The organism is Pseudomonas sp. KK4, assembly GCF_001984065.1.
Classification (GTDB): Bacteria; Pseudomonadota; Gammaproteobacteria; order Pseudomonadales; family Pseudomonadaceae; genus Aquipseudomonas.
Genome location: NZ_LYVP01000247.1, coordinates 1 through 1,249 on the forward strand (window position 1 = coordinate 1; position 1,249 = coordinate 1,249).

Sequence of the window (1,249 nt, forward strand, 5' to 3'; positions counted from 1 at the left end):
GGGAGTGTCAGTTTTTTTGTGTGCGGGCCGGTAGCGGCCTGCCGTCAGGCAGGCCCTGATTTTCACCAGGTCGGCCTGATGAACCGATCACCGTACAAAATCGCGAATTGATTCATCGCGCTCTTCCAATCATGTGCCGCTGAGCCCCAGTTCGCTGTGATATTACGCAGTCCCAACCAGATCAGTTTGGTCGCTGCGTCATCATTCGGGAAATGGCCTCTGGTCTTGATGATCTTGCGTAGCTGGGCGTTGATGCTTTCGATGGCATTGGTGGTGTAGATCACCTTCCGGATGGCCGGCGGGAAGACAAAGAACGGAATCACTCGATCCCAGGCACGTCTCCAAGCAGCCACCACCGTTGGATATTTCTCTCCCCACGGCCCGCTCTCAAACTCATCGAGTGCTTGCTCAGCCGCTTCGGCGCTGATGGCCTGGTAGATCGGCTTGAGGGCTTTGGCTAGTGCTCGCCGCTTGTCCCAGGCCGCGAAATCAAGGCTGTTGCGGATCAGGTGCACGATGCATGTCTGCAACGTGGTCTCTGGAAACACCGCGCCAAGAGCCTCTGGCATGCCCTTGAGGCCGTCGGTCACGGCAATCAGCACGTCCTCGACGCCACGTGTCTTGAGGTCGTTGAACACCTTCATCCAGAACTTTGCACCCTCGGTGTTCTCGATCCAGATTCCCAGGATATCGCGCGTCCCGTCGGGTAGAACGCCTAGCGCCAAGTAGATGGCCTTGTTGCGTACCAGGCCTTCTTCGCGAATTTTTACACGCAGCGCATCGAAGAAAATGACCGGGTACATCGGCTCCAGAGGGCGCTGTTGCCACGTGCCGATCTCTTCCATGACTTCGTCTGTCACGGAGCTGATGAAGTCGGGCGAGACCTCTGTTCCGTACTGCTCGGAAAGAAAAGCCCGGATCTCTCTGACTGTCATCCCACGGGCATACATGGCGATGATCTTGTCGTCGAAACCGGTGTAACGGCGCTCATGCTTGGGGATCAGAATGGGCGAAAAGCTGCCATTCCGGTCACGAGGGATATCCAGTCGCAGCGGCCCATCACCGGTAAGTACCGTCTTACCGCTCTTGCCGTTGCGCTGGTTGGTTTCATCCTCAGGGCGCTGCGCGCCCGGAGGATAACCCAGGTGATGACCCAGCTCGGCGTTCAGGGCTCGCTCAATCAGCGCCTTCTTGAATGCCGCAGAGGCCTCTTCGATGGCTTCTGCGGTCATCAGCGGAGTAGCGAAAA

The 1,249-nt window shown here is 57.6% G+C and carries 1 protein-coding gene; it reads right to left on the minus strand.

The features are described from left to right. Positions 1–62: 62 nt before the first annotated feature. On the minus strand, positions 63–1,232 hold the full coding sequence (locus B0W55_RS29340) for an IS256 family transposase (protein WP_077049380.1): 1,170 nt from the start codon (positions 1,230–1,232) through the stop codon (positions 63–65). Positions 1,233–1,249: the final 17 nt, after the last annotated feature.

Coding starts and splice junctions, on each gene's coding strand:
- B0W55_RS29340 (WP_077049380.1), bottom strand. CDS start 1,232: ATGACCGCAGAAGCCATCGAAGAGGCCTCTGCGGCATTCAAGAAGGCG.